Here is a 26,990-nt window from a genome sequence, read left to right as displayed (position 1 = left end):
ATTTCGAAAAATACAACTACATTAATTTATTTGAAAAACCCTTCACTTGATTTAACGTTACTTTACCTCGTAAGCAGCTACTGTGTTTCTCCAGAATGAAGGAATGAACACAGTTTTGGTTTTTGCATCAAATCCAATATCGGCAGAGTTCTTTTTATCAGGTCTTCCATCGAGCAGCAGTTCTTTCGTGCCATCAGCATTTACGTACCAAACAGTACCTGCCCAACAGGAAACGATAAAATCTCCTCCTTTCACATTTTCTATTCCATCTGTTCCGCCATCCATTCCTTCCGTTATTTTAATAAGTGTTTTATCCTTATTCATTTTATACATTGTACCTGCATCCAGTACATACAGATCGGCCTTATGTTTTAAAACACCATTCGGGCCTTTAAGTTTAAAACTATCCAGCAATTCATCTGCTTTTTCGTTTTTTACTTCATATACTTTTCTACCCCTGGAGTCTGATACGAATACAACACCTTTTTTGCCAATACTTACATCATTTAACCGGTCAGCCCCGGGAACACTTATTCTTTTTTCGATCATTCCGGAAGCAACATCAATTACAACCAATTCGGTAAGATCCGCTACATATAATTTCCCTTTGTATAATCCCATTCCTTTCGGCGCATTTAACCCTGTTACCCATTCAACCGTTATATTTTTTCCATCAGCATTCATTTTACCAACTGAACCTTTACCATCTTTTCCCCAGGGTTCTGTTCCGTCGATATTGGAAATAAAAAGTGTGTTGCTGGCTTTATCAAACAAGACTGATTCCGGAACCTTGAATACAGAATCCGTCTCCCATAATTTTACCAGCTTATGATTTTGAGAAAGAGTCACTACAGGACTTAAACAGGTGAAAAGAAACAGTGATGTGGCAAGTTTTAATTTCTTTATCATAGAATGTGTCGTTGAGTTAACAAATATACTAACTCTGTTTAGCTGCCTGCAATTTAAAATTACCAATGATAATTTAGCTGAACCGCTCAACAGCAAATGGTTTTATATCCATACTTGTTGTACGGCTGTTGACAATTTCATCCACGATCATTCCGGTACCTGCTCCCAGGCTTAATCCCAGCATAGAATGCCCTGTTGCCACCGTAACGTTTTTGTATTTATTAATTCTGCCAATATAAGGCAACCCATCCGCCGAACAGGGACGGTAGCCATACCAAACTTTTTCCTTTGGTGGCAGTGGCACATCAAAATCCGGGTAATATTTTTTCACCGCATCCAGTATTCCTTGTACACGATTCATCCGCGGTGGAGTTTTATGAGAAGTAATTTCCATTGTGCCACCAAAACGGATCTTATTTCCGTTCATTGGTGTTAATGCTACCCTTCCTTCGATCAACACAGATGGATAATTGATCTTATACGGAGAATTTTCTAATGTAACAGAATAACCACGTCCGGGCATCAAAGGAATTTTCAAATCCATTAATGCTGCAGTTTGCCTTCCCCATGAACCAGTGGCCATAATGATCTCATCTGCTTCATATGATCGGGCACCAGCGATAACTTTCGAAATCTTATCATTACTTTTTTCAAAACCCGATACTTCAGCATTTGAAATTAACTCCACACCATTATTTCTAAGATATGCGATCAGGTTTGCCATCAGTTTATCAGGATAACAATGCGCATCACATTTAAACCACATTGCCCCTTTTGCATTGATAGTAGTTTGCGGTTCGAGTTGCCTGAGTTCATCCTGTGTAAGCATTGTTGTATCCGTAAGGCCAAGTTCATGTGCTTTCTCACAGGTATGTTTTGCATGATCTCCGCCTTCATCTGTTTGAAAAATTTCTAGTAAGCCCTTATGTTCATATGAAAAATCAAAACCCGATATCTTCAGCCAGTTCACATATTCGTGCTGGCTCAATAATGCAATATCACGAAGCGGCACAGCAGAATCTGCAACATGTTTGGTAGTTGCGATGCGCATAAATTTCAAACCCCAGTCTATCAGGTTCCAATCCAATCTTGGCTGCACATAAAAAGGGCTTTTTGAATTCCACATCCATTTCAATCCTTTTTTCACAATACCCGGGGTAGCCAGCGGGGTAAAATGACTGGGGCATATATAACCACAGTTGCCATAAGAACAGTTATCTAAAAAATCTGATTTGTCCAATACAGTTACATCCCAACCCGATCTTTTTAAATAGAATGCAGAACTCAATCCAATGATCCCGCCTCCGATTACTAAAGCCTTTCCCATCTTTGTAAATATTTTATTTTAGCTAAGTGAAACATCAAACGTGAAAAGATTCACATTTCACCTTTCACGATTTAATTATTCTTACTCCAAAAACCCTTCCGGCAGTTCTATTCTGATTTGCTTCGATCTTCACTATGATTTTCTTTTTGCCTTTTATTAATTCAGCAGGCAAAGCATACTCCACATCATAAAACTTACCGGTCTTTCCACCATTCCAATCAACTGTTGCTATTTTGGTTCCATCAATTATTATATCAAACTTTCTTCCTCTATCGTCGCCGATATAAGTAAGCAGTAAAGAGTTTTTTACTGATTCATCCACTTTCATTTCAAATGTAAAATGATTACCGCCCCTCGCCTCTCTTCCCATCCTGCCGATAGCATCGCTTACATAGCTTTTTTCTGTAGCAATTAAATTATGGTCACGTTCGGGTTGCATTTCACCTATCCGAAAATTATCAATCGTTTTATCATCAATTTCCTTTTGTTTTTTCTTTTCCGCTTCGTACTCTTCCTGTCTTGCAGCCCAGTCAGCATTGGTAAAATAATCCCAGTACACACTGTAATACTGATCATAGGTTTTATAAAAAGGTGTAAGCTTTACATCAAAAGGTTTTCCTACTCCTTTCATTTGAAACTCCAGGTTTGATGCAGGTTTGATCCAGTCATTGATGTTTTTATTATCAGTCAATAAAACAGGAGTGCCGTAAACAGGGTCAGGCATTTCTTTTCCTAATTGACCTGCTAATACTATTGGGCCATATTTAAATGCAATACGGTTTGGATTGTCAGGCATTGATTCAGTGTAAAGATTCATTTCATAATCAATTGTAATAATATCTTCATTCGACCACTTTCTTGTTACAATAAGATACCCATCAACATTTTCTGTTTTAACTGAACTTCTATTTAGGTAAATAACAGGATTATTTTGAGCCCAAAAAGGTTTACGGATTTTTAAAGTAAAACTCGTTGGAGTTGAGCAATCAACTTTCAATCTTACTTGTTTTGTTTCAGGGACAAAATTCAGCTGAGTTATCTTGACTCGCTTATCCTTCCAATCAAGTACCGATGGGATAAAGAGGTTCACATACAAACTATTTCCATCATGACTATAAATCTGCTCAGCATATTTTGAGTGATTTTCAATTCCACTTCCCACGCAACAGGTGAATGTATTGAACGAATCACTGAATTGTTTTTTTGTTCCCATCCGTAGCGGAACAAAATAAGTTGTCATTCCATTTTCAGGATTTTGTGAAGCAAGAATATGATTATACAAAGCCCGTTCATAATAATCCATCAACTTGCTGGAAGGATTCATTGCAAACAAATGCCTTGTCAACTTAAGCATATTGTAAGTATTGCATGTCTCGCAGGTTGCATCACTTAGTCTTTCACTTAGCGAATCCTGTTTACCACAATATTCATAGTTACTGTTACCGCCGATAACGTAAGTGTGATGATTCACCATTGTTTCCCAAAAGAAAGTCGAGATCGTTTTATCTCTTTCATCACCTGTTATTTCATACCGCCTTGCACAACCAATTGCCTTTGGAACATTGGTGTTGCTGTGTTTACCCGGCATTGGGTCGATACGCTGTGCCAATTTACCCAATACAAACTCATCATGAAATTTTCTCGATAATGCTAAATACTTTTCATCACCAGTGATCGCATAAATATTTGCCAGTGCTTCATTCATGCCGCCATGTTCACAGTTCAGCATTTTAAGACGTTGTTCTTCTGTCAATCCATTTACGATCGTTCCTGCCCAGTCGGCAGCAGCAATCGAAATTGTCAAAGCCGTTTTATTATCACAATACAAATAAGCATCGAGTAAACCTGCCAATACTTTGTGTAAAGTGTACCAGGGAACCCAACCACCATTCAGATCAAACCCAGCTGAACGGATCTCACCACGTTTTACCTGGGCAAAAATCGTATCCTCATTAGGCACAGCGCCGATATAACCCGTTTTTCGGGCCAACTGGCATGTTCGTAACTCTTTTACGATATAATCAACTTTATCTTTAAATTGCTTATTACCCGTACTCGCATACATCATTGCACAAGCTGATAAATAATGGCCGAGGGTATGACCCGATATTCCATCCTTTTCCCAGCCACCATAAATCGAATCTTTTACAGGCAAGCCTGCATGTTTATAAAACCGGTACAATAATCTATCAGGTTTTATGAGCAATAGATAAGCACTGTCCATACTCATAGCATGACTGAAAATGAATAAGCTTTGATTGGAACAACAGGTTTTACTTTCATCTTACTGTTATTCATTTCCGGAACATAGGATTGTGCAGAGATTAATGTGCCACAAAAAACCGGGAGCAATAAAAATAGTTTTCTCATTTTTTCCATTTATTCTCAAGCATCTTGATAAAATAACCACCAACTACACTGCGTGCCTGGAAACCGACCTGCTTACCATCCGTCGTTTCATGCCAATCGCACAGTGGTACTCTTGTTGGTGTCTCAGTTGCAAATTTAAATATGGGTTTGATCAATGCCTCGAAATCATTTTGATTATTTGCCAGCGTTGCAGTCCAGATTATCCAATCCGATTTTGTGTAGGTCCTGCGGCTATCAAGCGGCAAACCGAATGCATTTTGTTTGGTGAGATAGTATTTTATTTCTTTATCGTAAACAGATTGAGGAAAAAGATTTAAGCCAAGCAGTTTATCCCAAACCAGGTTATATTTCTGGCTCCATGTTCCTTTTTTATCAAAGGTCAGTGAGTAATGGTCGCCATCATCAGCCATTTGTATCCATTTAGCCGCATAGTCTGTTGCAATGTTGTGATAATTGCCTGCTTCTCCCCTTTTGTTTAATCCTTTTGCCATTTGCGCATAAGCTCCAATACCCATAATTGCTTTCATTGACAAATTCACGTTCCGTGCAAGATGCCCGGCAAAATCATCCGTGCATAATTGGTTGGCCGGATCAAATCCATCTTTTACCAAAAACTCAACCCACTGACTCAACACTGTCCAATGTTTTCTGGCAAAATCAAATTTGCCTTCGGCTTTGCAAATAGCTGCTGTAAGAATGATCATATTTCCTGCTTCTTCTACCGGCATATCTTCAGGATATGTTTGTCCATTCGCCAATGGATAAGTTCCCAGGTCATGTGCAGGAAAAGGTTTTGTCCATTTACCGCTTTCACTATAGTACATCAGCGGCTCTACCATTCCTTTCAACAGATCAGGATTATAAATTAAAGTAAGGGGTGCAGAAGGATAAGTAACATCTACTGTCCATATTGAGCCGTTGCTGAAATTTTCTTTCTGTGGAAACAAAACTTCATTATTCGGGCCTCTTACTAATTTATGTGCAGCTAAAGATTGACGATAAGCCAGCACACAAAGTTTTGCATAAGTTTCGCCACCGGCTTTTACAGCATCTTCATATAGTTTTTTGTCAAACTTATCGCAGCGTTCTGTAATTTGTCCGGCTTCATCAAATGATGTTTTAATTAGATCTTCGATTGTTGGGAATTTCTTCTTCCACCATGCCTGCAGGTTTTGACCAAAGTATTGAATGGAATACAGATCATCATAAGCCAGAATGATTGTTTTTTCAATTGGAACAGATTTTATTTTCCCATAATCAATTTCTAAGTTACCTACCATAAACGCTCCGGCTGGCATATGCGATACAGTGGGTGGTGCCCTGAGATCAATTCCAGCTTTTTCTTCTATAGCCAAATAAGCATAACCCCAATCAATTCTTACATCATCACCTTTTCTTTTCAGTACAGGCTGTTCTTGAGTGCCTGATTGCTGAAAGAGAATTCCATCTTTTTTATAGAATTTTTCTGTAACCGTCTGCGAGGCCCTGTTGCGTGCAATATCCGGCGAACTATTAAAAAACAATTTCAAATCATGTTGCTTGCCGTCAGTTGACATTACATTAAAACTGATATAAGTAATAGGTCGTGAATACAAATCCAGATCGTTCATAAGCAATGGTGAAAGAAAATCGACTTTAAGAGAAACAGGGCCACAGTTAAATTCATATTTTGTTTGTGTAGCTGTTATCTCAATTGATTTCTGAACAGCTTGTTGAATATGTGGGCCGGGTAATAATTCATACAACCCTGCATCTATATAAGCCTGACCGCCTGTGTTCTCACAATAGATAGCCAGCACATTTTTTCCCTTTTTTAGTTTCTTTGTAATTTCTTTTGATAGAGGCACTTCTTTATTTGCTGAACAGCAACCCGCATTGAAGATCTTTTCACCATTCAGATATATCTCTACATTATCGTCATACTTGGTACGCAGCAATAGTTCATTCACATTTACAGATTGAAGATCAAACACTCTGCGTATCCATATTTCACGGCTGGTCCAAATCGTTTTTGAACCGGCATCTTTTGTTCCGAATATACCTTGTCCTGTTTGCCATTTCGAATCATCATAGTCAGCATTTAACCAATCAGTACCAGGTTTTGTTTCAGTATACCGGCAACTATAAGATTGAAAATCGGCATCAGCAACTAATGCTTTCAGTTCTTTAGCCGGCTCACCAAGAAATTTGTAGAGTTTGCCATCCACACTTAAAAAACCAAGTAATGAATGATCTCTCCCTGTCCAATGTTTGGTTGTGCTTTCATTCAGCTTGTCTGTAGTACTCCAGATGCTGAAGTAAGGATCATGTGTAATCAACGGATAAGCAGGGGCCTTATTTACCTGGGCTTGCGTTGTGAAAAATGAAACGGTAAACGTGAAAAGTGAAATCATTTTTTTTATCATCAGTAATTCAGTTTTATATTAGTGATTTTTGTTGGCAACCAAACCTGCATTTCATTCTTGCCCCGGTTTGCCCAAGTATAATATGGTATAGCAATAATTTTTTTCTTTTCTGTTTTTATTGATAAGCCATCCTCTCCTACCGAAACAACCGGCACTTCTGCGGTCAATGCTTTTATGTTTTCATCCTGTACTTTGTAATCTATTGCTTCAAACTTTGTGTTTTCAGGAATGATAATATTCCATGCTTTGCCATTATTATCTGCGCCTTCAATACAATAGACAATTGGTCCCCTTTGTATAGCAACACGATTGGAATCTTGCTTTAGTTCAGGTCTTGCTTTTACTATTTGAGATCTTAGTGGAATATCTATTTCAACGATATCGCCTTTTTTCCAATCACTTTCTACCACGGCATATCCATTTTCATATTTAGTTATATATTCTTTTCCATTAACTCTCACAGATGGATCAAAATGTTCCTTTATATCTTTTCTTAAAAAATAATCCGGGTTATACAAACCTCCTGGTGCAATTATTCCCGTATACCAACCAGGTACACGAAGATGAATTTTGAATTTAGATCTCTTTACCGGATCAATATTCAATTTCACCTTTCCCTCCCACGGATAATTCGTCTCCATCTTCACTCCAACATTTCCACTCTTCAAAGGAATCGTTGTATTACTTCCAACAAAGAGGTTTACATAAATAGCATCATCGCTTTTTGCATAAATATAATCGCCTAATGAAGCGATCATTCTTGCAATGTTAGCAGGACAACAAGCTGTACCAAACCATTCACGTCTCTGATGTTGCCCACGAGATGCAAGTGGGTTACCATAAAAGAACCGATCACCACTTAAACTCAAACCATCCAATGCACCATTGTATAAACTTCTTTCCAGTACATCAATATATTCTGCATTGCCTGTCATTGCATTCATTCGTTGGTTCCAGAATACCATTCCAACACTTGCACAGGTTTCGCAATAAGCCTGTTCATTTGGCAGATCATAGTCCTGCGAAAAACCTTCATTACTTCCTGCTGAGCCAATACCCCCCGTGATATACATATTGCGATATACAACATCTTCCCAAACAGTCCGCATTGCTTTTATATAATCTGCATCACCCGTTTGCGCAGCTACATCAGCCGCACCTGTATACATATACATGGCACGAACGGCATGTCCTGTAATTTCTTTCTGCTGTTTCACCGGCAAAACATCCTGCGCATAGGCAGTGTCCTTCCAATCTGTCCATGTATAACCCTTTGCCAACTTTTTACCACGTTCACTCAATAACCAATCAGCCAACTTCAGGTATTTATCATTCTTAGTTACTTTATAGAGTTTCACTAATGCCAGTTCCAGTTCCTGGTGACCAGTCACCCAATCTCTTTTACCCGGTCCAAACAATGCATCAAAATGATCTGCCCATTTGATACATACATCTAAAAACTTTCTTTTACCGGTAGCATTGAAATATGCAACTCCTGCTTCGATCATATGCCCTGCATTATAATCTTCATGCATACTCATGTCTGTATAGCGATCCTGCAAACCCTTCAACGTATACCATGTATTGAGATAACCATCCGGTTGTTGGGCCGCTGCAATTTTATCGATCCACTCATCGCATTTCTTTTCCATCTCTGCACTCGGATGTGTTTTTAATGAATAAGCCATTGCCTCCAGTGCTTTGAACACATCACTGTCATCATAAAAAATTCCTTCATGCGGTTCTCCTTTTGCCCTTGCGACTCTTTCAAAATTCTTTATTCGCGGAGTAGCCACTTCAGTTTGATAAATACAAGCAGCTAAAGTTTTAGTTGCGACTTTATCAATCTTCGGTTTCCAGAAATTATCGGTGATGTTCACCTGGGAAAAACTTACAGGTTCAATTTTCTGCATTGGAACTTGTGAAAACCCACTCACAGAAACAAGACCTGCAATAAGTACGAAATTTATTTTTTTCATTTATCCAGCTTTTGTAATTCTATTAATTTTTTTTATCTCCGGGCTAAAGCCCGGAGCAAGTCATCGAAGGAATTTAAAATTCATCATTCATAACTCATAATTCATCATTTCCTAGATCACCTGGAATCCATACGCATACGGATCATCATCTTTATCAATTGAGATCGTATTGTATCCATAGATCTTCGCCCAACCCTCAATACCCGGACGAATAGAAGGTTTACCAGCAACAGTCAATTCTTCTTCGATCGTGCCGATAAATTTACTGCCGATAATACTTTCATGAATAAACTCATCACCTTTTTTCAATTTACCTTTTGCATACCATTGCGCCATTCTTGCACTTGTACCTGTTCCGCAGGGACTTCTGTCAATTGCTTTATCACCATAAAAAACCGCATTGCGTGCAGTTGATGTTTTATCCAACACTGCTCCTGCCCATAAAATATGAGAGCATCCATTGATCGTCGGATCATCAGGATGAACGAATTGATATTTTGCATTGATGTTCCTACGCAATTCTCTTGCCCATACAATCAATTTATCAGCAGGATAATGTTCTAGCCCTTTAAAATTTTTCTGCACATCAACTATCGCATAAAAATTTCCACCGTAAGAAACATCAATTACTAGTTCGCCAAGTTCGGGACATTCAGCAGTGATTCCTTCTTGATCTAAATAAGCCGGTACATTAGTTAGTTTAACCGATTTACATTTTCCATTTTGCATTTTATATTCTACATTAACCAATCCTGCAGGGGCTTCCATACGAATATATCCGGGAACTTTTGGAGTAATAAGTCCTTCTTCAACAGCCATTGTAATTGTTCCAATCGTTCCATGGCCACACATCGGCAGGCAACCACTCGTTTCAATAAATAAAACAGCAAAATCATTTTGTGGATCATGCGGAGGATACAAAATACTTCCACTCATCATATCATGTCCGCGGGGTTCAAACATCAGGCCTTTACGGATCCAGTCATACTCTCTTAAAAAATGCTGACGCTTTTCACTCATGGTATTTCCTTCCAGTTCAGGGCCACCTTCAGCAACGAGACGAACAGGATTGCCACATGTATGTGCATCGATGCAGTGAAATGTCCAGCCACCAAAACGATCCAGTGATGAGTTCGGATATTTCTTTGTAATAGGCTTTGTTTTCATCTAACGAAGTGGTTTTAAATCATCCAATACATAAACACCTCTTCCGTAGGTGCCAATCACCAGTTTCTTATCTCTCGGATGAATAAACATATCATTTACTGAAACAGCTGCTGGCAGGTTCCCGTTGATAGCAATCCACGATTTGCCGGCATCCTTACTTATATAAACTCCCATATCAGTTCCGCAATACAAAACATTTTTTACATCCGGATATTCGATGATCACATTCGCAGGAGAAGGCGGTAAGTTAGATGAGATCAATTGCCATTGAAATTTTCCATCACTGCTGAGTTTATATAACCAGTTTGTATGATTATCCTGTCTGCGATCATTTAATGCGAGATACAAATTAGGCGGGCCTGATGCAGCAGATGCAAAAATTTTTGCTACATGTTTATTTTTGGGGAGATTATTTGTTATCTCCTGCCAATTTCCTCCATCATTCATAGTAAACCATACTCGGCCATCATCAGTGCCAACAACTAAAATACCCGGCACATCGCTGTCTGCAATAGCGGTAATAGCCTGGTGATAAATGAGATAAGGATAAACACCTTTCGCTGCGTCGGTGTTATAAGTAAGATCTGGACTTATCCTATTCCAGGTAGCACCGCTATCAGTTGTTTTATACAAATGCTGCAGACCATGATAAATGATTTTATTATCGTGCCTGCTCATCAATGTAGCGGCCAACCACTCACCTCTTAATGAGTCAATCCTTCCTACATCAAAGATTGAGAATCTTCTTACACCTTCACGTCTTGGTTTACTCATATCCGTTTTCATCAGGCGGCCATAATATGTAGAAGAGTAAACAATATTTGGATCTATAGGATCAACTTGTATCTGGGTTCCTTCACCGCCCGGCGCCATCCGCCAGGGACGTAAAGATGTATCAGGCTTTGTTCCAAATTTATTAGTGATATTTCCGCTCATTGTTCCTTCATCCTGCACTGCACCAAAGACATTGAAAGGAGTCTTCATATCATAAGTAACAGTATAAAACTGGGTAGTAGGAATTTTATCAAAGAAATTTTTCCATTTAACGCCGCCGTTATATGTCAATGTCACTCCACCATCATTACCAACTATCATCCGGTCAGGATTTTCTTCATCGATCCACATTGCATGGTTATCGCCATGCGTATCATCAGTTGTTGTATCTGTTGGCAACCATGATTTCCATGTCTTTCCTCCATCCCTGCTCACTCCTTTTGCTACACCAAATGCATATACTTCATTCTCATCTTTAGGGTCAACTCTTATTTGACTAAAAACCCAGCCATATGTACCTGAGAATGGCGTAAAGAAATCATGTATCTCCGCTTGTTTCTGCCATGTTTCTCCTTTATCATTACTACGATAAATGGCTCCGCCAATTACAACCTTTTGCACTTTTCTTTCATAACTATCAAACTCATTTGGTCGTGGGTCTCTTTTCTTATTATGATCATCCACGAATGCATACAACACATTAGGATTTGATCTTGCAATGGCAATACCTATGCGACCTGTATTTTTTGTATCCGGTAAACCGTTTACAATCTTCTTCCAGTTTTTGCCGCCATCAGTTGTTTTATAAATATAATCGCCGTCTTCAGGAATGGGATCACTCCATCTTTTACGTGTACGACTCCAGAATGATGCATAGATCGTATTCGGGTCTTTCGGATCCATCACCAGATCAATACAACCGCTTTTTTCACTTTCAAATAAAATATTCTTCCATGTTTTACCGCCATCCGTTGATTTATAAACGCCACGGTCTTTATTATAGGTCCACTCATTTCCACTAGCGGCTACATAAAGGATGTTTGGGTTTTTCGGATGAACAATAATTCTTGCAATCGTACCTGAATTTTCTAATCCAATATGTTTAAATGTTTTTCCGGCATCCATTGATTTATACATACCAATTCCGGGCAGAGATGCACGGAAAATATTTGCCTCGCCTGTGCCTACGTATAAAATATTTTTATCAGATGGCGCCATCGCAATATCGCCAATAGATTGTGTTGCCTCTTTATCGAAGATCGGTTTCCAGGTATTGCCGGCATCTTCTGTTTTCCATAAACCTCCCGTTGCAAATGCTGCATAAATGATATTAGGATTATCGGTTATTCCTTCCACATCAGTACTGCGACCGCTCTTATTATCAGGCCCTGTCAACCGCCATTCAATATTTTTATATGGAGATTTTGCCAGCATTTGCTTTTGCTGTTCCCAGGCAGCCAGCTTTTCGGCACCCGTGGTTGGTTGTGCCTGCAAAATTTTTGAACTAAAAAGCAGCAAACAAGAACTTAATAAAACTGTTTTTCTCATGTCTGTTTTTGTAAATTTGAAAAATAGAACGCCAATATGGAAACCTACGGAAAGATACTGCTGATTGCAATGCCAATCTTCCTTGCACTGGTACTTTTTGAAAAATGGTACGGGTGGAATAAAGGAAAAGATACGGTTAGAAATATGGATATGATTTCCTCGTTAGCAAGTGGTGTTACAAATGTTACAAAAGATGTGCTGGGTTTAGCTGTAACCGTTATCGCTTATAGCTGGTTGGTGAATAATCTTGCACTGATGCAAATAAAAGAAAGCTGGCTTACTTATTTAATTGCTTTTATAGTTTTGGATTTTGCCGGTTACTGGGTTCATCGCTGGAGTCATCACATTAATATTTTCTGGAACCTGCATATCATTCATCACAGCAGCGAAGAGTTTAACCTGGCTTGTGCATTGCGTCAAAGCATTTCAAATTTTGTAAACATTTTTACTTTCCTGCTTATCCCTGCTGCCCTGCTGGGTGTACCTGCAAATGTGATTGCCGTTGTGGCACCTTTACATTTGTTTGCGCAGTTCTGGTATCATACACAACATATTGGCAAAATGGGGATTCTTGAAAAAATAATTGTTACCCCCTCCCACCATCGTGTGCATCATGCTATCAACAAAGAGTACCTTGATAAAAATCTTTCGCAGATCTTCATTATCTGGGACAAATTGTTTGGCACTTTCCAGGAAGAACTGCCCGATGTGCCCTGTGTATATGGAATCACAAGACCCGTTCGTACCTGGAACCCCGTTAAAATAAACTTTCAGCATCTCTGGCTGATGATGAAAGATGCCTGGCGGACAAATAACTGGAAAGATAAATTTGCACTCTGGTTCAAACCTACAGGTTATCGCCCGGCAGATGTGATGGAAAAATACCCGGTGTATAAGATCAATGATGTTTACAATTTTGAAAAGTATTATCCCAAATCATCGTTTGCTTTGGATGTGTGGTGCTGGGTACAGTTAGTTGCTTTATTATTATTAATCAGCTACCTGTTTGGAAATATTGCCCCGATCGATAACCTTAACGACGGCTATATTTATTATTACGGCGGTTTTATTTTCCTGTTTGTGTATGCACTTACTGAATTGATGGACCGCAGCCGTTATGCTATTATCTGGGAAACAATTAAAAATGTAGCTGGCCTTACTATTCTTTACTATATAGGTGATTGGTTTGGGTCAGATATTCTGCTTCTGGGTTCGCTTAAATACATTCTTTCGGGGTATTTCCTTGCTTCTGAAATTGTTACGGTAACTTTTATCCTCAAACATTTGAAAGAAGATAGATTGTCACTTGCACAAGGCTGATTTTTGGGGTCACGGAGGACCACTGAGCTAACAGAGAACCTCAGAGTTAACTCTGTGCAACTCAATACCTCTGTGGTTCTCTGTGGGCCAAATTTTCCCGTTCAAAAAAATAGTTGAGCCTGCCATGCAACATTTTCTCAACTTGCTTTACTTTATATAAAACCAACTTTTCTGTCTCTAACCGCTGTCATAAATTCCGCTGAGTTGCTTGTAAGGCGCTGCCTCGATGGGGATGTATCAGCCTATCGCCTGTTATACGACCGCTATTCAAAAGCAATGTATAACACAGCTCTTCGAATAGTGAACTCGGCAGCCGATGCAGAAGATATTTTGCAGGAAGCATTTACAGATGCCTTCCTCCAGTTGAAAAGTTTTGAAAACAAATCAACTTTCGGGGCCTGGTTAAAACAGATAGTTGTTTATAAGAGCATCAATTTTTTAAAGAAGAAAAGGATCAGTTTTTTAGATATGGAAAATACCGGTGATATGCCGGATACAGGAGAAGAAGAAACGATCTGGTATACAGTAGATACGATCAAAGCAAGTATAAAGGAACTGCCCGACGGATACAGAACGGTTTTATCGCTTTCGCTTTTTGAAGGATATGATCATGAAGAAATAGCTGAAACATTGGGATTGGCTCATTCAACTGTAAGAAGCCAGTATATCAGGGGCAAACAAAAATTAATAACGCTTTTAAAAATACGTGCTGCACATGAACAATAATTTTGAAAGATTTATTCAGCAAAACAGGAAGGACTTTGATACCGAACAGCCTTCTGAAAAAGTATGGGACAAGATCGAACAAACGATCCCTGTGAAGAAAGAAGCCAAACGTTTTTCCATGAATGATGTTCTTAAATGGAGCGCAGCGGCTGCCGTGTTGTTTATCGCATTGACTTCTGTTTATTTTATTTATATAAAAGAGAAGAATAGCCATGAAACCCCAACTGCAGGAATAGGTACTGAAAACAGACCTGATTCTGCAAAGCCTGAAGAACTTGACGGCATAGCTCCGGAATATGCCGTTCAGTTCAAAAGGTTTAACGAGACGATTGAAACGCAACAGGAAGAACTGAAAAAAGCAACAACCAATCAACCTTCACTCTACAAACAGTTTGAAGAAGACCTGAAAGTACTTGACAGCTCTTTCATCGCTTTAAAAAATCAAGCTGAACATACTCCTAACAGGGATGTGCTCATCAAGGCCATGATCCAGAATCTGCAACTGCAGGCGGAATTACTCGGCCGTCAATTGCTGATCATTAAAGACATTAAAGGAAATAAAAACACTCAAAATCAAAATCAAAAAGATGAAAAAACTATTTAACGGGTTCTTAGTGCCTGTATTAATTATTATGCTGATGTTCGCTGTAGTGCCATTGCTGGCCCAGCAAGACGACCAGGATAAGAAAAAAGAGAAAAAAAGATATGAGCATTTCAAAGAAAGAAATATTTCAAAAACATACCCGGCATCGGGTAATACATTGAATATTGATAACAGCTTCGGTAATGTGATCGTAACGACCGGGGGCAGTGAAATAAAAGTGGACATCCATATCGAAGCAAGTTCTACGGATAAAGAGCATGCAGAAAAAATATTCAGCAATATTGATGTGACTGACAGCAAAAGCGGCAACCAGGTAAAATTCAAAACCACCACAAATAAAAATGACAATGAAGGCTACAACTGTAAGAACTGTAATAGTTCAATGTCGATAAACTATACGGTGCAGTTACCGGCAGGAACTTCGTTGAATATTGAAAATTCGTTTGGCGATATTAAAATACCCGATTATACCGGCACTGTATCACTCGTAAGTAAATTTGGTTCATTAACTGCCGGTAGTTTACCAAAATCTGAAAAAGTACATGTAGAGTTTGGCAAAGCAGATATCAAGAGTATCAATAATGCCAATACAACTTTCAAATTTTCAAAGATCAATGTGGGAAATATGAGTGGAAGCAGTAAAGTGAATATTGAGTTTTGCAGTGCAAGCCGTATCGGTTTAGCTAGCGACCTGACATCATTTTCAATGAAAGAATCATATAGCACCATTAACCTGAAACCAGCTGCTAATTTTTCAGCCAGCTATAATATTAAAACCAGTTTTGGATCATTTAAAAACAAAACCAACGCTGAAATAAAAAGAACAGATGAACCTGATCGTTACGGACCGGATTCAGAAAAGACCTATGAAGGTAAATCCGGCTCAGGCTCCTCAAAGATTGATATCAGATCAAGTTTTGGTAACATCATTTTAGGTGATGCAACTGAAGCCGAGTTGACCGAGCATGAGAAAGGAAAAAATAAAAGTAAATCGAAGGTTATCTGACAATTCTTTTGCCAATTAAAAAAGGCTGCCTCAATGAGACAGCCTTTTTTAATTAGTTATTTCTTCAATTCGCTATTCAGCATTCTCCAGATACCTAAAGGGTTTTCATTCTTTAATTCATCAGGTAAGAGATTGTCAGGCCAGTTTTGATAACAGATCGGTCTTGCAAAACGTTTGATACCATCTGCACCAACAGATGTAAATCTTGAATCGGTTGTAGCAGGGAACGGCCCGCCATGATGCATGCTTAAACAAACCTCCACTCCTGTCGGTACGCTATTAAGAATAAAACGACCACAGATATTTTTTATCGCTTCAACCAGTTCATCATTATTCTTAATATCATTATCTGTTGCCATTAAAGTTGAAGTAAGTTGTCCTTCAAGATACCTGGCCACATCAATCATTTCATTCATGTCTTTGCAGCGAATGATCAACGAATAGGGCCCGAATACTTCCTGGTGTAAAACAGGATTATTTAAAAACGCCTGCCCACTTGCAGTAGCAATAGTTGGCAACCCTTCATTTTCTTTTACTGCTGTTTCTGATTCTGCAACAAGATGGACTTCTTCCTGCAGCAAAGCCATTTCCTTTTTCTCTTTATATGCTTTTACAATTCCTGTATGCAGCATTGGCCCCGGAGCAACCTGTTGAATAGCTTTTCCCAGGTCATGTGTAAATGATCTCAACGCTTCATTTTCTATCCCGATAATTAACCCGGGATTTGTACAAAACTGTCCAACTCCTAATGTAATGGAACCAGCATACATTTTTGCAATATCAGCAGAAGCCTCTTTTAATTTTTCAGGAAATAAAAAAACAGGATTCACACTTCCCATTTCTGCAAAAACAGGAATAGGTTCTTTACGTTGATTAGCCCAATCAAATAATTGCTTCCCTCCAAGGTAAGAACCGGTGAAGCCAACTGCTTTTGTATTTGTATGTGTAACTAATGCTTTGCCGACTTCAAAAGATGCGCCGTGTACATGTCCAAATATCCCATCGGGCATACTGCATTTAGCAGCGGCTTTCATTATTGCATCAGCAACTAGCTGCGATGTTTGTGCATGAGCAGGATGTGCTTTTATTATAACAGGACAACCCGCAGCAAAGGCACAGGCTGTATCGCCACCAGCGGTTGAATAGGCAAATGGAAAATTGCTTGCCCCAAAAACTACAACCGGGCCAAGCGGCACAAGCATTTTTCTTATATCGGGTTTGGGTGGATTCTTATCAGGTATTGCAGTATCTATTCTTGCTTCAAGCCATTCACCATTTTCGCATGCAGCGGCATATTGGTTTAATTGAAAAATTGTTCTTCCTCTTTCTCCTCTCAATCTTGCTTCAGGTAAATTCGTTTCACTCATGGCAACCTGTATCAATTCATCGCCACAGGCTTCTAGCTCAACAGCAATGGCACGCATAAAACCTGCTCTGCGTTTCAAACTCATTTTACGATAAACATGAAATGCAGTCCATGCTTTTTGCATGATGCTATCTATTTCTGAAAGTGATGTGTCTTTAAACATGTTTTACTGATTAGGTATAAACCGATTTCAGAATATGGGCTAAAGCCCGGTAACCTGGTCTTATGTTCATTTACCCCAGCCTTAAGGCTGGGGTAAATAATCTATTTATGTTTGAATGGGCTAAAGCCCAGCAATAAATCATTTCAAGACCGGCCTTGTTGCTATCCCATCATTAATGATCTTCAAAATTCGTTCCCTTTCTTCACCTTCTATCCGCAATCTTGGCGCCCTTACAAATTCACTTCCTATTCCTGTTTGCGTAGCTGCCATTTTTATATACTGTACCAACTTAGGATGAATATCGAGTTCCAGCAAAGGCATAAACCAGCGATAGATCTTTGTTGCTTCTGCAATCTTTCCAGCTTTTACCAGGTTATAGATCGTCACGGTTTCTTTCGGAAATGCATCTACCAACCCGGCCACCAACCCATCAGCACCGGCGCATAATTCTTCTAATGTAACAGTATCTACACCACATAAAACTTTTAAACGATCACCAAAACGGTTTTTTAATCTGGTTACATTCGTTACATCCCTTGTACTTTCTTTTACGGCTGTTATATTTTTACATTCGATCAACTCTGCAAACATATCCAACGTCACTTCGATTTTATAATCAACAGGATTATTATAAATAAGAATTGGCAGATCAGTAGAGTTGGCAACAGTTTTAAAATAAGTTACGGTTTCCCTGTCATCACTTTTATAACGCATCGGGGGCAATAGCATAATACCATCAGCTCCCCATGCTTTAGCATTTGCTGCCTGTTGTACCGCATCTTTTGTTGTACATTCTGCAATATTCATGATCACGGGAATTCTTCCTGCAAGGAATTTAACTCCGCATTTAACGAGTTGTTCTTTTTCTTCAGCTATTAATGTACTTGCCTCACCTAAAGTGCCGCCGATTATTACTCCATGTATTCCCGCATCCAGTTGTGCCTGCAGGTTTTTTTCAAACATAGGAAGATCCAGTTCGTCGTGGGCTGTAAACGGTGTAAGCAGTGCCGGGAAAACACCTTTCCATTCAAATTGCATAAAAAAATTTCAGCAAATCTAAGGGCTGAAATTTATAAGGAGAGAATTATCTGTATAATTAATGCGATTTACAAAGCATCAACCTTTTGCTGGATCGAAGTGGCATCTTTACCTGCCCGCTTATACCCATTTACCATTTCCTGTGCCTTTGCTTTATCCTTTAGTTGAATATATACCAATGCGGCATAGTAATAAGGGTTTGCACCGTTCGGATTAAGCGAAATGGATTTATTCAGGTTAATAAGAGCATCTGAATTGTTTTTCAACATATAATAACTATACCCTAACTCGGTATAAGCAGCCGTATAAGTTGATTCCTGTTCAATTGCTTTTTTAAGATATGGAATAGCCTCATTGTATTTTTCTAAGTTATTATAACAATAACCCATGCCAAAGCAGGCTTTACGTTCATCTTTTTTTACACCTAATGACTTTTGGTACCATTCCATTGCCTTGGTCATATCCTTATAATTATCCCTGTAAACCTCACCAATACCATTGTATGGAATATGACTTTTAGGATCAATTTTCATTGCTTCATTATAATAACTAATTGCCTCATCATTTTCTTTCAGGTTTTTACATGCAAAACCCAATTCAAGCCAGGTATTGATATAATCAGTTTTGTACTTCACAGAATTATTCAAAGAAACCTTTGAAGCATTGTAATCCTTTGCTGCATTTTCCATAAAGCCTTTCCTGTACCAAAACAGGTAATCCTCTACGGTTCCATTTTTCAACTCAGCAAACTTTTTTAAACGCTCCAGCGCTGAAGTATAATTCTCATTTATATAATCAATATAACCAAGCTGTTTATAGGCAAGCGAATAATCAGGTTTCAGTGAAATGCATTTATTATAGCAGACAACAGCCGAATCGTTCTGATTGGTTTTTTCAAATGCATAACCCAGCTCGAACCATACTTTAGGAACAGCGGGCCAACCAACTCTTGCCATCCTGAGAGTAGAAATGGCTTTGGTATAATCCTTGGTATCATTCAGACACCAGCCCATTTCGTACCGTGCTTCTGTATATCCCGGCTTCAGGTCTAAGGCCGCTTGAAATTTTTTAATAGCTTCTGCAGATTTTTTTTCGTCCTTGAGCTGTCTACCCTCGTCATAAAGATCTTCCGCAGTTTGCGAAAAGGATATAACAGGAATGATAAATGTAAAGATGGCTAAAAGGTGGTGGGGCTTCATAAACTAAGTTTTTGCAAAACTAATGATGCTTTTTTAAATTAAAAGGTTGATAAATTTCATTAAATATTTTAAACGCTGCACTCGCGGCTTAAGTATATTTGGTAACCACAAAATTAAAGCATGAAAAAACTTATTATAACTGTAATACTGATTGTTACAGTATTAGGGATCTTTGCACAGGCAACTCAAAAGCCACCGCTTCATGGAAAAAACTGGATGGCTATTACAGGAAAACCTTTAGCAGCAACAGCCGGTTCGATCGTTTTTCAAAAAGGTGGGAATGCTGTAGATGCAGCCTGTGCCATGCTTGCAGCTACCTGCACTATGTGGGATGTATTAAGCTGGGGCGGCGAAACGCAGGCTCTCATTTATAATCCCAAGACAAAAAAAGTAATTGCTATAAATGCATTGGGCGTTGCACCAACCGGTGCCACTCCTGAATTTTATAAAAGCAAGGGTTATGAATTTCCTCCTGAATACGGACCGCTTGCCGCAGTTACTCCCGGTACTGTTGGAGGTTTGTGTTATATGCTGGCCAACTATGGAACTATGAGTTTAAAAGAAGTGCTGACACCCGCAATGGATCTGGCGGCTGGCTACCCGATAGATGCGCAAACTGCAAACTCAATGGAATCGAGTAGGAATAAAACATGGCTAAAACAATGGCCGTACAGTAAAGCAGTTTTCTATCCGCATCTCGGTGAGAAAAGAGAAGCACCTGAACCCGGAGAAATTTTTGTACAAAAAGATCTGCTGGAAACGCTTAAGAAAATGATAGATGCTGAAACAAATGCTCTCAAACAAAAGAAGAGCCGCAAAGATGCGATCATGGCGGCCTATAACAGGTTTTACAAAGGCGATATCGCAAAAGAATTTGTACGTGGCTGCCAGGAACAGGGTGGATTGATAACGATGGAAGATCTCGCAAAATGGAAACCTATTGAAGAAGAACCGATGCATGTAAATTATAAAGGCATTGATGTATACAAGCTGCAGCAATGGACACAAGGCCCGATGCTTTTGCAGTCATTAAATATTCTTGAAAATTTTGACCTGAAAGCAATGGGATATAACAGTGCAAAATATATGCATACCATTTACCAGACAATGAACCTCACATTTGCCGATCGTGATTTCTATTATGGCGATCCTTATTTTGCTCCTGAAGAACCAATGAAAGGTTTGCTGAGTAAAGAATATGCAAAGCAAAGAGCTGGACAAATAAACTGGACAATGAATGATCCGAATGTTGGGCCCGGTGACCCCTACCCTTTTGAAGGAAAAACAAATCCTTATACTGATCTTATAAAAAAATTAAATGCGCCTTCAGCAGATGGCAACCGGAATTTTGTTCCTGCACACGATTCAACAGTTGCATTTAATGATAATGAGTATATGGACAGAATGTGGAGAGGTACTACATCTGTTGAAGCGGCAGATAAAGATGGATGGGTTGTTTCAATTACACCAAGTGGTGGCTGGTTGCCTGCATGTATTGCTGGTAAAACCGGTGTAGGTATGAGCCAGCGTTTTCAAAGTTTTGTGTTAGACCCTTCTTACAATCCATTCAATGTTGTTGAACCCGGTAAAAGACCAAGAGTAACATTAACTCCAACGCTTGCGTTAAAAGACGGTAAGCCTTTTATGAGTTGGGCTGTACAAGGTGGCGATACACAGGATCAAAATCTGTTGCAATGCTTTTTAAATGTTGTTGAATTTGGAATGACCATTCAACAAGCATGTGAAGCGGCTAATATCAATTCAAATCAGCTGTGGCTCTCATTGGGTGGCACAAAAACAAGTGAACGAAAACCACATCCCGGCGAAATTTTGGTTGGCAGTATAACAAAAGATGATGTGAAGAATGAATTAATAAAGATGGGATACAAAGTACAAACAGGCAACCGAACAAGCGGTCCTATCAATGCAATCTATTTTGACTGGAAGCATGGAAGTTTTTGGGGAGGCAGTTCTAACAATGGAGAGGATTATGGGATTGGATGGTAGCACATTTATAAAAAAATTTGTTCCAATATCTTTTTGCTAATCAAATTAATTTTGAACAAGGACTTACGTAAAGCAAAAGTTAGCGGTAATTATACAAGACCACTCAAATGATTGCAGAAAGACCATATATTATTTACACATTGCCAATTAGCAGGACAACTCAAGCATTGACCGGTGGGAAAATTGAAAAAGTTTGGGCTAATGTTCAACGTTTTTTGACGACTTGTACAAATGCTGACTTGAAAAATCCTAACAGTATTTATTTGACAGGCTTTACTGCTGACGAAGACCATGGAGAAAAGCCATATCCAGCCGAACAACTATTAAAAAAGATCCAAGATGTTTTTGGAACAGGGACGACTGAACCAATTGGTTATTTGTATCCTGCAAATACACCGCTTCGACAGACAAAAACAACTTGGCAATTGACCGCTAAAGATTTAGACAAAGCAATAAAATTTATAAGTGAACTTCAACCATTACCGAAATATAATTTAGGGCCAATAGAACTCATAATCTCTTATGACTTTAAACTTATTGACACAAATACGAGAACCGAATTGCCTAATCAACAATATGCATCAAGTTTACTAATTTGGCTGACAGGAAGTAATTGTGTAAGCCCAAGTTTATGCTTCCCTTTTTTACAACCTGACACAGAATTTTGGAATTATATTGAAAGTATTGAAACTCTAATCCCTTTTAAGTTTGATAGGAAATATTTAAGACTTGGAAAAGCTAACAAAAAAGGAACGGCAAATATGTTCTCAAAATTGTGAAAGGATGAAATCAAAAATCTACCGCTAACAAGGCATTACGCCGACTACCAACAACCAAAACTTCTTTAACTTCGGTTGTTGGTATGTCATAAACAAGATGTCAAACTAAATTTTTATAATGCCAAAAACCATAACCCTTCTTTTCTTATTGCTCTTTGCATTTGTTTTCGTGGATGGCCAGTCTTCAGACACAGCGGTCAAAAAGAAAAAGGAACGCAGTATTGCAGCCATTCCCATGATCAATTATAACCGTACCCAGGGCATTATTGTGGGAGCACTTGTATCTAAATACTATAAACTAAATAATAAGGATACCATCTCCCCTTCTTCCAACACCGGCATCTTTGGTATGTACACCGGGCAGAAAAGCTATATAGTATTAGGTTTCTCGAAACTCTATTTTGCTAAGGATCGCTGGCGTGTAACGGCAGCGGCAGGTACCATGGATATTAACTTCCAATTCTACCTGGAAGAACCTGCTGCTTCAACAGGTAATTTTTATGACTATTCATCAAAAGCAAACCTCCTGGTATTACAAGTACAACGCAATATTTTTAAACGTTTATACTTCGGTCCTACAACCTCATTTATAAAATCAACCACCACCTTTGGTTTCCCGGATGTGTCTGGAAAAGATTCAGTAAGCAAAAGCACCCTGAACAATATCGGTTATATTATCTCCAACGATACGCGGGACCATGTTCAAAATCCTACACGAGGAATCTTCCTCAATTTCAAAAATCAGTTTTACAGAAGCTGGGCCGGTAGCGATTATGAATTTGAAAGATATTTACTTACGTACAATCAATTCATTAAGCTTAACAAAAAAGATGATAAGAAAATACTAGCCTTGCGGGCCAGCCTCAACATCGCTACTGGTGATGTGCCTTTTGAAGGACAAACTGTAGTAGGTAGCGACGACATTCGTGGATATTCACAAGGACAATACCGGAATGACCAGGTATATACCTTGCAGGCAGAATATCGCTGGAATTTTTATAAACGCTGGGGTTTGGTAGCCTTTGCTGGCGTTGCCAGTGCAGTGGAAAAACTTTCCGACATTCCCGATAATGATATACTTCCCGGAGTAGGCGCTGGTATTCGTTTCAAAATGCTACCTAAAGAAAAAGTAAATATTGGTATTGATGGGGCTGTGGGTAAAGGCGACTACAGTATTACGTTTCGCATAGGTGAAGCGTTCGGAAGATGAAACCTCACCGGGCATAACATTCTATAAAATAATTTTTAAACCAAATGAAAAGACTATTAAACAAAATAATACGACCAACTGCTTTTACTCTGGCATTTATAATAATGAGTTTGTTTAGCCAGGCACAGAATACAGTTATAAAAGCAGGTCATTTATTTGATTCCAGAACTGGAAAGTTTTTAGATAATCAAATCATAATTATCAAGCAGGGCAGAATACTACAAACCGGTTCAAATTTAAAATATGAAAAAAATGACAACGTAATCGATCTCTCCAACTCATGGGTATTACCGGGACTTATGGATTGCCATGTTCATATAACTTCTAACTATCCACATAGAAAGTTTAATGGAATGGAAGACGCCTATATCCGTGAAAGTTCTGGTTTCAGATCATTACGGGGAGCACATAATGCAGAGCTGTTGCTAAAAAGTGGGTTTACCACTATAAAAGATATTGGCAATGATGCTAACTATGCTACTGCTGATGTAATAAAAGCAATAAGAGAAGGTTGGGTAAAAGGGCCGACTATTTTTTATTCCGGCAAGATCATTGCTCCTTATGGCGGGCAAACAAATGGTATTAATCCCGAAAATGAAGGTCTCTGGCGATTTGAATATTTGGATGCTGATACTGATGATGAAATAATCAAAGCTATCCGTAAGAACATCTATTTTGGAGCAAATACTATTAAAATTGTGCAGGGTGATCAGCGATATTTTTATACTGAAGAAAATATCCGGACAGCGGCCAATGAAGCTCACCGGGCAGGTTTGAAATTAACATGTCATGTTTTTGAAGGCGAAGCAGCGAGAAATGTTATTATGGGTGGTGCTGATGCTATTGAGCATGGACTTTTTTTAGAAGACAGTTTATTGCAACTGATGAAAGATAAAGGAACTTTTTTAGTTGGAACAGATCTTACGTTTAATAATTTTTATGCTTATGGAATTGATTCTTCATCAGCAAAAGGAATATCAGATCGTATAGTTGATCGTCTTAAGCGGGCCTATAAAATTGGAACTAAGATGGCTTTTGGCACAGACGTTATTATTGATCTGCCAGGGAAAAACAGGGTTGAATCTAACCTGGAGATTTTAAAAAACTGGAAAGCCGCAGGAATACCTCCCTCCTATATTTTACAAACCATGACTATTTATGCTGCTGAATTATTGGGAACAGATAAAAGCAGGGGCGTTTTAGAAAAAAATTATCGGGCAGATATTATTGCACTTAAAAATAATCCTGCAGAGGATATAGATGCAATTAAGAAAGTTCATTTTGTAATGAAAGACGGTGAAGTAATAAAGAATGAGTAAGAGTTGATTTTAATTAATTTAAAATTACAATTATGAGAATCGTACAAGTTGTCTCAAAACCGGGTAGTGAAAATCTTTACACCCTGATGAGGAGAAAAGAGATTGAACTAAGAAAGAAGAACAGGGGAACTCTTCATAGGGTTAAGCCTAACCGATGGAAACATGTTAGCTATAGTGGGCAAATTGATTATCATAAAGCAAATAATGATATTTCAATTTTTGAATTGAAAATGAGATCAACTGAAACTAATGACTGGCAACTGCTGCATTCATTTTTAGGATTTCTTGACCGGCATTTTCATGAAGAAATAGAATCAATAACTATTTTATACCGGGATTAATTATATAATTCCATCAACGATGCTTAAACGACCTATCAATATTGCATCCCTGGTAATTTCATTTTTTGTTATTGTTTTTTTGACAATATTATCTTTTTTTGGGGCTTGGGCTTTCGATGAAAGAACGGGAAACAGTTCAATCCTTGTCTCCTTCTATAAAATATTTCGTTTCCCAACACACACATTACTTTGGGATTTTTTCAGCCGAACATCCGCAACTTTCTATTTGGGATTACTTTTAAATATTATTTTTTACGCTTTTGTAATTGAACGGCTGTCTTCAATTTTTAAACAAAAAAAGGTGTGAACAAGAATATTTTATCTGTACAAATAGCCAAACATTTCCGCGAAGTCTATTTCGGTGGCAACTGGACGTCGGTAAATCTTAAGGAAACATTGGCTGATGTATCATGGCAACAAGCCACAGCAAAGGTTTATACTTTTAATACGATTGCTGTATTGGTTTTCCATATGAACTATTATGTAGGCGTTGTGTTGAAAGTATTACACGGACAACCATTGGATGCACATGATAAATATAGTTTTGATCTTCCGCCGATCAAATCACAAGGAGATTGGGAAAATTTGCTGAACAAAACATGGGTTGATGCTGAAAAATTTGCCAGCTTGATCGAGCAGTTACCCGATAGCAAGCTTGACCAAATCTTCTCGGATGAAAAATACGGGACCTATCACAGGAATCTTCATGGCATTATTGAGCATACGCATTACCACCTGGGACAAATTGTTCTTATAAAGAAAATTCTTTTACAGGCAAACAAAAACTAATACTGATTGCCGCTTCCGCAAATCCAGTTTCCTTAAATTCGCAGAATGAACAAAGCAAGACTCGAAATGTTCAGCGATGGTGTAATCGCTATTATTATTACCATCATGGTACTTGAGTTAAAAGTTCCCCATGAAGCTACATGGGATGCTTTATTAAAACTCTGGCCTGTTTTCATAAGCTACATAGTAAGTTTTACTATGCTCGGCATTTATTGGGGTAATCATCATCATCTCATTCATACAATAAAAGAAGTAAGAGGCAGCATCTTGTGGGCAAACCTGCATTTATTATTCTGGCTATCACTTATTCCTTTTGCCACCGGCTGGATGGGTGAAAATCATTTTGAGAAAAAAACAGTTGCTGTTTATGCATTGCTGGAGAATCTCTGCGGCGTTGCTTATTACATCTTACTAATGGTAATGAAAGCCTGTAACCGGAATAATGAAGCTTTGCTTGAATTGCTTAGAAAGCAGTCTAAAAAAGGATCTATCTCCTGTATTATTTACACGATCGCAATGATTGCAGCACTTTATAATGCTCTTGCTGGCGGTATCCTTATCCTCCTTGTTGCCATTATGTGGCTGATACCGGACAGGAATATTGAAAGAGCAGCAAAAGAATAACCAGCCACGTCTGGGTGTGT

Annotated in this window: 20 protein-coding genes and 1 pseudogene; 11 read left to right on the top strand and 10 right to left on the bottom strand. The window is 38.6% G+C overall.

All coding sequences use genetic code 11. From position 1 onward, the window contains the following. Window positions 1-57: 57 nt before the first annotated feature. The 7 genes and pseudogenes from E6H07_14200 to E6H07_14170 all read right to left on the bottom strand — a co-directional run bounded on the left by E6H07_14200 (window position 58) and on the right by E6H07_14170 (window position 12,479). The gene (locus E6H07_14200) at window positions 58-909 is read right to left on the bottom strand and encodes an ATP/GTP-binding protein (protein ID TMI62564.1); all 852 of its coding nucleotides are present in this window, start codon (window positions 907-909) and stop codon (window positions 58-60) included. A 73-nt stretch (window positions 910-982) separates the two neighbouring features. Continuing rightward, window positions 983-2,236 (bottom strand): FAD-binding oxidoreductase, encoded by a 1,254-nt coding sequence (locus E6H07_14195; protein TMI62563.1) that lies wholly within the window; start codon window positions 2,234-2,236, stop codon window positions 983-985. Between the two features lie 64 nt (window positions 2,237-2,300). Continuing rightward, window positions 2,301-4,606, bottom strand: a pseudogene (locus tag E6H07_14190) (glycoside hydrolase family 127 protein). Then, window positions 4,603-6,999, bottom strand: coding sequence for a DUF4965 domain-containing protein (locus E6H07_14185; GenBank protein ID TMI63074.1), 2,397 nt, complete (start codon window positions 6,997-6,999; stop codon window positions 4,603-4,605). The pseudogene E6H07_14190 and the gene E6H07_14185 overlap by 4 nt, the downstream one beginning before the upstream one ends. 11 nt (window positions 7,000-7,010) lie before the next feature. Then, window positions 7,011-8,990: a glycoside hydrolase family 127 protein gene (locus tag E6H07_14180; GenBank protein ID TMI62562.1), complete on the bottom strand. Its 1,980-nt coding sequence runs from the start codon at window positions 8,988-8,990 to the stop codon at window positions 7,011-7,013. Window positions 8,991-9,101: 111 nt separating this feature from the next. Beyond that, window positions 9,102-10,157 carry a 4-hydroxyproline epimerase gene (locus E6H07_14175; protein ID TMI62561.1) on the bottom strand — a complete coding sequence of 352 codons (1,056 nt, stop codon included), beginning with the start codon at window positions 10,155-10,157 and terminating at the stop codon, window positions 9,102-9,104. Further along, the gene (locus E6H07_14170) at window positions 10,158-12,479 is read right to left on the bottom strand and encodes a hypothetical protein (protein ID TMI62560.1); all 2,322 of its coding nucleotides are present in this window, start codon (window positions 12,477-12,479) and stop codon (window positions 10,158-10,160) included. A gap of 36 nt (window positions 12,480-12,515) precedes the next feature. Between E6H07_14170 and E6H07_14165 the strand changes: the two genes are divergently transcribed. The 4 genes from E6H07_14165 to E6H07_14150 all read left to right on the top strand — a co-directional run bounded on the left by E6H07_14165 (window position 12,516) and on the right by E6H07_14150 (window position 16,135). Beyond that, a complete protein-coding gene (locus E6H07_14165; GenBank protein TMI62559.1) occupies window positions 12,516-13,799 on the top strand; it encodes a sterol desaturase family protein in 1,284 nt (427 codons plus the stop codon). 171 nt (window positions 13,800-13,970) lie between these two features. Further along, window positions 13,971-14,525, top strand: a complete 555-nt coding sequence (locus tag E6H07_14160; protein ID TMI62558.1) for a sigma-70 family RNA polymerase sigma factor — start codon at window positions 13,971-13,973, stop codon at window positions 14,523-14,525. Then, window positions 14,515-15,129, top strand: coding sequence for a hypothetical protein (locus tag E6H07_14155; GenBank protein ID TMI62557.1), 615 nt, complete (start codon window positions 14,515-14,517; stop codon window positions 15,127-15,129). Before E6H07_14160 ends, E6H07_14155 begins: the two co-directional genes overlap by 11 nt. Continuing rightward, complete coding sequence (locus E6H07_14150; GenBank protein ID TMI62556.1) at window positions 15,113-16,135, top strand: hypothetical protein; 1,023 nt, start codon at window positions 15,113-15,115, stop codon at window positions 16,133-16,135. Before E6H07_14155 ends, E6H07_14150 begins: the two co-directional genes overlap by 17 nt. 56 nt (window positions 16,136-16,191) lie before the next feature. Here E6H07_14150 and E6H07_14145 read toward each other — a convergent pair whose 3' ends face one another. From E6H07_14145 to E6H07_14135, 3 genes are all read right to left on the bottom strand, one after another. Then, entirely contained in the window at window positions 16,192-17,664 is a 1,473-nt protein-coding gene (locus tag E6H07_14145; protein TMI62555.1) for an aldehyde dehydrogenase (NADP(+)), read from the bottom strand. A gap of 138 nt (window positions 17,665-17,802) precedes the next feature. Beyond that, window positions 17,803-18,702, bottom strand: coding sequence for a dihydrodipicolinate synthase family protein (locus E6H07_14140; protein ID TMI62554.1), 900 nt, complete (start codon window positions 18,700-18,702; stop codon window positions 17,803-17,805). A gap of 68 nt (window positions 18,703-18,770) precedes the next feature. Beyond that, window positions 18,771-19,901, bottom strand: coding sequence for a tetratricopeptide repeat protein (locus E6H07_14135; GenBank protein TMI62553.1), 1,131 nt, complete (start codon window positions 19,899-19,901; stop codon window positions 18,771-18,773). A gap of 120 nt (window positions 19,902-20,021) precedes the next feature. Between E6H07_14135 and E6H07_14130 the strand changes: the two genes are divergently transcribed. The 7 genes from E6H07_14130 to E6H07_14100 all read left to right on the top strand — a co-directional run bounded on the left by E6H07_14130 (window position 20,022) and on the right by E6H07_14100 (window position 26,970). Further along, window positions 20,022-21,908 (top strand): gamma-glutamyltransferase family protein, encoded by a 1,887-nt coding sequence (locus tag E6H07_14130; protein TMI62552.1) that lies wholly within the window; start codon window positions 20,022-20,024, stop codon window positions 21,906-21,908. 107 nt (window positions 21,909-22,015) lie between these two features. Continuing rightward, the gene (locus tag E6H07_14125) at window positions 22,016-22,687 is read left to right on the top strand and encodes a hypothetical protein (GenBank protein TMI62551.1); all 672 of its coding nucleotides are present in this window, start codon (window positions 22,016-22,018) and stop codon (window positions 22,685-22,687) included. A gap of 118 nt (window positions 22,688-22,805) precedes the next feature. Continuing rightward, a complete protein-coding gene (locus tag E6H07_14120) occupies window positions 22,806-23,897 on the top strand; it encodes a hypothetical protein (GenBank protein ID TMI62550.1) in 1,092 nt (363 codons plus the stop codon). 44 nt (window positions 23,898-23,941) lie between these two features. Beyond that, window positions 23,942-25,216 (top strand): hypothetical protein, encoded by a 1,275-nt coding sequence (locus E6H07_14115; protein TMI62549.1) that lies wholly within the window; start codon window positions 23,942-23,944, stop codon window positions 25,214-25,216. Between the two features lie 32 nt (window positions 25,217-25,248). Beyond that, the gene (locus E6H07_14110; protein ID TMI62548.1) at window positions 25,249-25,557 is read left to right on the top strand and encodes a hypothetical protein; all 309 of its coding nucleotides are present in this window, start codon (window positions 25,249-25,251) and stop codon (window positions 25,555-25,557) included. Window positions 25,558-25,872: 315 nt separating this feature from the next. Beyond that, complete coding sequence (locus tag E6H07_14105) at window positions 25,873-26,346, top strand: DUF1572 domain-containing protein (GenBank protein TMI63073.1); 474 nt, start codon at window positions 25,873-25,875, stop codon at window positions 26,344-26,346. Window positions 26,347-26,391: 45 nt separating this feature from the next. Beyond that, a complete protein-coding gene (locus E6H07_14100; GenBank protein ID TMI62547.1) occupies window positions 26,392-26,970 on the top strand; it encodes a DUF1211 domain-containing protein in 579 nt (192 codons plus the stop codon). Window positions 26,971-26,990: the final 20 nt, after the last annotated feature.

It is taken from the genome of Bacteroidota bacterium (assembly GCA_005882315.1).
GTDB lineage: Bacteria > Bacteroidota > Bacteroidia > Chitinophagales > Chitinophagaceae > VBAR01.
Note: the sequence above shows the minus strand (reverse complement) of the source record. Positions and strands in the feature narration are given on the sequence as shown.